5 protein-coding genes and 1 tRNA gene are annotated in these 6,277 nt (G+C 38.3%); 2 read left to right on the top strand and 4 right to left on the bottom strand.

Annotated elements, in window-relative coordinates; translation table 11 throughout:
* Positions 1-276 precede the first annotated feature (276 nt).
* From RBU60_RS09600 to RBU60_RS09585, 4 genes are all read right to left on the bottom strand, one after another.
* A tRNA-His gene (locus tag RBU60_RS09600) sits at positions 277-352 on the bottom strand.
* A 58-nt stretch (positions 353-410) separates the two neighbouring features.
* Positions 411-1,127, bottom strand: a complete 717-nt coding sequence (gene bshB1 / locus RBU60_RS09595; RefSeq protein ID WP_308864680.1) for a bacillithiol biosynthesis deacetylase BshB1 — start codon at positions 1,125-1,127, stop codon at positions 411-413.
* Positions 1,124-2,608, bottom strand: coding sequence for a Na+/H+ antiporter NhaC (gene nhaC / locus RBU60_RS09590; protein WP_308864679.1), 1,485 nt, complete (start codon positions 2,606-2,608; stop codon positions 1,124-1,126). Before nhaC ends, bshB1 begins: the two co-directional genes overlap by 4 nt.
* Positions 2,609-2,904: 296 nt before the next feature.
* The gene (locus tag RBU60_RS09585) at positions 2,905-4,104 is read right to left on the bottom strand and encodes an aminotransferase class I/II-fold pyridoxal phosphate-dependent enzyme (RefSeq protein WP_308864678.1); all 1,200 of its coding nucleotides are present in this window, start codon (positions 4,102-4,104) and stop codon (positions 2,905-2,907) included.
* A gap of 161 nt (positions 4,105-4,265) precedes the next feature.
* Between RBU60_RS09585 and RBU60_RS09580 the strand changes: the two genes are divergently transcribed.
* Both RBU60_RS09580 and lpdA read left to right on the top strand, forming a co-directional pair.
* Positions 4,266-4,727, top strand: a complete 462-nt coding sequence (locus RBU60_RS09580) for an Lrp/AsnC family transcriptional regulator (protein ID WP_407660199.1) — start codon at positions 4,266-4,268, stop codon at positions 4,725-4,727.
* 99 nt (positions 4,728-4,826) lie between these two features.
* On the top strand, positions 4,827-6,233 hold the full coding sequence (gene lpdA / locus RBU60_RS09575) for a dihydrolipoyl dehydrogenase (RefSeq protein ID WP_308864676.1): 1,407 nt from the start codon (positions 4,827-4,829) through the stop codon (positions 6,231-6,233).
* Positions 6,234-6,277 lie beyond the last annotated feature (44 nt).

Raw genomic sequence — 6,277 nt, 5'->3', positions numbered from 1 at the left:
GTAGATTTTTTCCTATTTAGACTATCCACAATTTTTGCATAAAACTAAAATCCCACAACTTTTTGACTTGATCCGAATAAACTCCATCTTTTAGAAAAATAATGACTTGATTGAGTTTTGTTTTTCGGTAGCAAAAATTGAGTAAGAGTGGGAGTTTCTAGATGCTTTTCTATTAGGATTTTAGCAAAAAAAATTATTTTTTTAACCGATTTAAACTCTTGAATAGAGAAAGAAAAAGGCATAAAAAAACCTCGCCAAAAGCGAGGTTTTCAAAAAGGGTGGAAGACCGGGTTCGAACCGGCGACTTCTGGTACCACAAACCAGCGCTCTAACCAGCTGAGCTACAACCACCATTTGTTTGAGCTGGCAAATTTAATACTTTATACCAATATGGCAAAATAAAAAATGAATTAAATTAAATCAAAAATAGAATCTACTGCAGGGCAGCGTTCTACAGTAAAGCCTTCGGCGTGTTCGGTATTGATTAGTCTGCCTAGGTTCCTTGCTCTATAGGTCACACTATCTAAAAAATTGTTGCTCGTGATAGGCGTAGAAGGTTCGTTGCTGTTTTCATCAAAAAACTGCGATTTATAAGCCTTTACGGAAGCTACTTTTTGATCTATATATCCTGAAATGTCCACAATAACGTCGGGCTCAATTTCCATCCATTGAATGTAATGGAGAATGATTTTGGGACGCCAGGGGTGTTGATGATTATCTTGATGAATGGTTTCGATTCTACGAAGTCCGCTTAAAAAACAAGCGTCACTCACCAACTGACTTCCCTTACCGTGATCTATATGTCGGTCTTTAATCGCATTGCATAAAACCACTTCTGGACGGTATTTTCTAATCATTTTAATGATTTCTAGCTGATGAGCGGTGTTGTTGATAAAAAAACCATCACTAAAACCTAGATTTTCCCGTACTGAAACGCCTAAAATTTTCGCCGCGTTTTGCGCTTCTCGATCTCTAATTTCGGCAGAACCTCGCGTACCCAATTCGCCACGGGTTAAATCTATAATCCCGGCTTTTTTACCTTTTGCAATTTCTTTGGCAAGAGTTCCGCTACAGCTTAATTCTACATCATCTGGATGTGCTCCTATAGCTAAAATATCTAATTTCATGCAGTCGCTTTTTTAGTTTGACTAAGTTGTCTAATTTTAATGTTTAAACCGGCAAATAATAAGGTCATAAACGGACTCAAGTAATTGAAGACCGCGTAGACAAAATAACTCGCTACGGGAACGCCTAAAACTCCACTATGATAAGCTCCACAGGTGTTCCAAGGAATTAAAACCGAAGTCACCGTTCCTGAATCTTCTAGAGTTCTACTTAAATTTTCTGGCGCAAGGCCTTTATCTCTATAGGCTTGGGCGAACATTTTTCCCGGTACTACTATGGCTAAATACTGATCTGAAGCCGTGGCGTTTAGTGCTAAACAGCTAATTACCGTACTGCTAAACAACCCGAATGTGGTATGAAACATTTGAAGTAATGCTTTACTAATTCTGGATAGCGCACCAATGGCATCCATAATTCCACCAAAAGTCATCGCACAAATAATTAACCAAATAGTACCTAACATGCCTTTCATTCCGCCAGAAGAGAAAAGATCGTTGAGGGCTTCGTTAGAGGTTTCAATTTGTGTATCTACCGTAATGGCATTCATAATTCCTTTGTAAGCACTTTCAAAAGTAAGTTGAGAGCTTCCGGCGATTTCGGCAACGATATTGGGTTGAAAGATAAGACTCGCTACGGCAGCCAATAAAATACCTAATAATAAGGCGATTAAAGGTGGCGTCTTTTTAATAATAAGAAAGATCACTAATCCTGGTACTACAAACAACCAAGGAGAAATATTAAAGGCGGCATCGATAGAATTTAAAATTGAACTGGTATCGGCTACCCCTTCAGGTTCTAGATTTAAACCTATAATAATAAAAACGATTAGCGTAATGACAATAGAAGGTATAGTGGTATAAAGCATATAGCGTATATGCGTAAACAAATCTGTACCGGCCATAGCGGGTGCAAGGTTAGTGGTGTCACTAAGTGGAGAAAGTTTATCTCCAAAATAAGCGCCAGAAAGAATGGCTCCGGCCGTCATTCCTAAAGGAATTCCTAAAGCTTCGGCAATTCCTATCAATGCGATTCCTACGGTGGCAGAAGTGGTCCAACTACTTCCAGTGGCAATCGAAATTACAGAACATATAACCACACAAGCCGCTAAGAAAATCGTAGGGTTCAAAATTTGAAGTCCGTAATAAATCATGGTGGGGATAATCCCACTTATCAGCCATGTTCCTGCTAGAGCACCTACCATTAATAAGATTAAGATGGCGCCAGAAGTAGACTTAATGTTTTGAGAAACCTCCTCAATCATCGTTGAGTAGGAAGTATTATTAAAGTGCCCTACCACAGCAGCAACTGCAGCTCCCATAAGTAAGATAAATTGATTGGAGCCGCCTAAGGCATCATCTCCAAAAACAAATACATTATAAGCTAGCATGCCTACCAGAGCAATAACTGGAAGGAGTGCTGCACCTATGCTTATGTTGTTTGATATAATTTTTTGGTTTTCAGGGTCAGAAGATTGACTATCCATAGAGTATCAATAATAAGTTGGTGTAAGAATGAGTAATGTAGTGATTTTTCACTATCTGAACCAAGAAACAGTATTAGTTTTCTTAACCTTTTTTAACTTTTACTATAATTGTTACTTTGAGAAACACTTTGAAAACGAAAATTTAATCTATTCAAAACCTTTAAAATTGCTGAGAATAAATAGATGAATTGTTTCATCTCTTACCTACATTTTTTTAGCCCTGGATGAAAACAACTTAAGAATAGAAGATTTAAAAACAACGGCTTTCTGTTTTAAGAAAGCCATTGTTGAAGAGTTTATAGTATCCCCACTTCTTCCATACAAGTTTTCATCATTTGAAACGTACGGTCAATATGATTATCCAAACCTATAGAGAAGCGTATAAGTCCGTCGCTTAATCCCATTTCTTGTTGTTCCTCTTCAGGGATTTCAGAAGAGGTAGAACTTCCTGGGGCACTAAATAGGGTTTTGTAAAAGCCTAAACTCACGGCTAGATAACCTAAATTTCGTTCTTGCATCAATTCCATTAAGGTATTGGCCTTATCTAAAGAGCCTACATCTAAGGTTAGCATCCCTCCAAAACCATATTCTTCGTTCATCATTTCTTGGTATAAAGCATTTCCTTTATGTGATTTTAATCCGGGATAAACGGTTTTTAAGCCTAAAGCCTCCAATTGTTCTGCTAAATACATCGCATTTTCGCTGTGTTTATGCATTCTAATATGGAGCGTACGCAGGTTTTTTAACACAGAAGCCGATCGCATGCTGTCCATCGTAGATCCTAATAACATGCAAGCGCCGTCATTTACATTCCTAAGTTGATCAATAAATTCCGCTGAAGCGCAAACCACTCCACCTACCGTATCACTACTTCCGTTAATAAATTTGGTAAGTGAATGAATCACGACAGCTGCGCCCAATTGAGCGGGTGAAATGGAAAGTGGAGAAAAGGTATTGTCTACCACCAATTGCAAATTGTGTTTTTTAGCAAGCTGAGCCAATGCGGTCAAATTGGCGATTTCTAATAAGGGATTGCTCACCGTTTCGCAAAAAATAACTTTGGTTTGCAGGGTAATCACTGCTTCTACCGCTTCGATTTTGGTGATGTCTACAAAAGAGGTTTCTATCCCTAGTCTGGGTAGAAAATTTTTCATAAAAGCATAAGTTCCTCCGTAGATGGTTCGGCTAGAAATGATATGATCTCCGCTATCGCATAACTGCAATAAGACTGGAGTGATAGCACCCATGCCGCTGGCGGTAACCGTGGCAGATTCGGTTGCTTCCATGGCAGCAAGGGCTTCGCCCAAATATAAATTGCTGGGACTCGAGTGGCGGGAGTAGAGGTAGCAACCTTCGGCATTTCCTTCAAAGGTGTCAAACATCGTCTTTGCAGAAAGAAAGGTGTAGGTAGAGGAATCTGAAATGGAAGGGTTTACTCCTCCAAATTCTCCAAAATATTGTAAATCCTGAATTTTATCGGCTGGTTTATATTTCATGATAATAAGACTTAAGTGAATAATAACTAAATTCGGTAATTATCAGATAATTGTCAAGCTAATTTTCATAACTTAGATTAAAAATCTACAATAATTATGTTTGTTAGAATTTAAAACTGCAATTGATTCCTGTTTTTGATAAATCCTGAAAATTTACCGCCATGATAAAATTAGATAGCCTAGATCACCAACTGCTCAAGTACTTGCAACAAGATGCCAAAAAGACCACCAAAGAATTAGCGCTTCTATTGGGCTTGTCGAATACCGCCGTTTATGAGCGTATCAAGAAACTAGAGCGACAAAAAATCATCACCAACTACGTCGCGCTAATTGATAAAGAAAAAGTAGAAAAGGACTTTATGGTGCTTTGCCAAGTGAAATTGTCGCAGCATGTTAAAAATAACATCATTCAATTTGAACGCGAAGTATTAAAACTCGAAGAGGTGTTAGAATGCTATCATGTAAGTGGCGATTACGATTATATTCTAAAAGTCTTGGTGAAAAATATGGATGCGTACCGCAAATTTATAATAGAAAAGCTAACGGTTATATCGGGAATAGGAAGCACTCAGAGTACGTTTGTGATTAAGGAAGTGAAGAACACGACGCTTATCGTTTCGTAAATTCTAAGGATTTTAACAATCCTTTGTGTCATCTACCTTGTTGATTGAATTAGATATCGTATTTTTGTCAACGTTTTTCAACTCAACAAAAACTAAATTATGAGCACTTACGATGTAGCAGTGATTGGTTCGGGACCTGGAGGTTACGTAGCCGCAATACGATGCGCACAACTAGGTTTAAAGACCGCAATAATAGAAAAATATTCCACCATGGGAGGTACTTGTCTAAATGTAGGCTGTATTCCCTCTAAAGCATTATTAGATTCTTCGCACCACTATGAAGATGCTTTGAAGCATTTTGAAGATCACGGGATTGAAATTCCTGGAGAAGTAAAGCTTAATCTAGAAAAGATGATGGGCCGCAAAGCCACGGTGGTAGAACAAACCACTAAGGGGATTGCTTTTTTGATGGATAAAAATAAAATTAATACCTATGAAGGTGTTGGTTCTTTTAAAGATAAAACGCACATCAATATCGCTTCCGCGGAAGGAGAAGATGTAACGATTGAAGCTAAACATACTATTATTGCAACGGGAAGTAAACCTTCTTCTTTACCATTTATAGATCTTGATAAGGAGAGAATTATCACTTCTACCGAAGCTTTAAAATTAAAAGAAGTTCCTAAGCACATGTTAGTGATTGGGGGCGGAGTTATAGGATTAGAGTTAGGACAGGTATATAAGAGATTAGGCGCAGAGGTGACCGTAATTGAATATATGGACCGTATTATCCCTACCATGGATGCTGCTCAAAGTAAAGAGCTTGCCAAAGTGATGAAAAAGCAAAAAGTAAAATTTGCGCTTTCTCATAAAGTAACTGCTGTGGAAAATACAGGAGACGAAGTGGTAATTAAAGCCACCGATAAAAAAGGAAAAGAAGTAGAATTTAAAGGAGATTACTGCTTGGTTTCTGTAGGTAGAAAACCTTTTACCGATGGATTGGAAGCCGATAACGCAGGAATTAAAATCAATGACCGCAAGCAAGTTGAAGTAAACGAACACTTGCAAACCAATGTAGAGAATATCTACGCAATTGGAGATGTGATTAAAGGAGCTATGTTAGCACATAAAGCCGAAGAAGAAGGTGTTTTTGTTGCTGAAACCATTGCAGGTCAAAAACCACATATCGATTATAACTTGATTCCGGGGGTTGTATATACTTGGCCAGAAGTTGCCTCTGTAGGAAAAACGGAAGAGCAATTAAAAGAGGACAGAGTAGAGTATGCATCAGGTCAATTCCCTATGCGTGCTTTGGGACGTTCTAGAGCGAGTGGAGATATTGACGGATTTGTAAAAATCTTAACCAATAAAGAAACCGACGAAGTTCTTGGAGTACATATGGTAGGAGCTCGTGTAGCCGATTTAATCGCAGAAGCGGTGGTTGCAATGGAATTTAGAGCAAGTGCAGAAGATATTGCTAGAATGAGCCACGCACACCCAACTTATGCTGAAGCCGTGAAAGAAGCCGCTTTAGCAGCAACGGGAGACCGTGCTTTACACGTGTAAGTAGATATAATAGGAGAGAATTAGAAATTAATTCTTCCTCTTAA

The sequence above is a fragment of the Mesonia profundi genome (assembly GCF_031085155.1).
Taxonomy (GTDB): Bacteria; Bacteroidota; Bacteroidia; order Flavobacteriales; family Flavobacteriaceae; genus Mesonia; species Mesonia profundi.
This window is presented reverse-complemented; position numbering and strand designations above follow the sequence as displayed.